1 protein-coding gene is annotated in these 641 nt (G+C 44.3%); it reads right to left on the reverse strand.

All coding sequences use genetic code 11. The features are described from left to right. The coding region (locus ABEB31_RS21765; RefSeq protein WP_347053743.1) for a hypothetical protein at positions 1 to 641 on the reverse strand (641 nt) is incomplete at both ends.

Here is a 641-nt window from a genome sequence, read left to right on the forward strand (position 1 = left end):
CGCTTAATAATTGCTTTTCATCAGAATCTGTCTTTTCATCCTCCTTCTCCTTTCCTTTCTCCCCTCCCCTCCCCTTTCCTTCTCCTTCCTTTCCTTCCTTCCTCTTTCCCTCCCCCTCTTTCTCCCTTTCCTTCTTTCCCCTTCCCTTCTCCCTTTTTTCCTTTTTCTCTCTCTTCTTCTTTTTTCCTTCTTCTCCCCTTTCTTCTCTTCTTTCTTCTTTCCCCTTTTTCCTCTTCCTTCCTCCTTTTCTCCCTTCTTTTTCTCCCCTTCTCCTCCTTCCCTCTTTTTCTTTTTCTCCCTCCTTCCCTCCTTTCCCCTCTTTTTTTTCCCTCTCTTCCCTTCTTTTTTTCCTTCTTCCTTCCCCCTCCCTCCCTTTTCCCCTCTCCCCTCCCCTCTTCCCTTTTTCCTCTTCTTCTTTCCCTCTTTCCTTTTCTCCTCCTTTCCCTCCCTCTTCCCCCCTCTTTCCCCTCCCTCCTTTCCCCCTCCCTTCTTCCCCCTCCCTTCTTTCCCCTTTCTTTCCCTCTTTTCCCCCCTTTTTTTTTTCCTCCCCAAATGTCTGCCCATTTCTTTTTTCTCTTTTTTTTTTTTTTTTTTTCTTTTTTTTTTTTTTTTTTTTTTTTTTTCCCCTCTCCTTTTTTTTC

This window comes from Flavobacterium olei, from assembly GCF_039749035.1.
Taxonomy (GTDB): Bacteria; Bacteroidota; Bacteroidia; order Flavobacteriales; family Flavobacteriaceae; genus Flavobacterium; species Flavobacterium olei.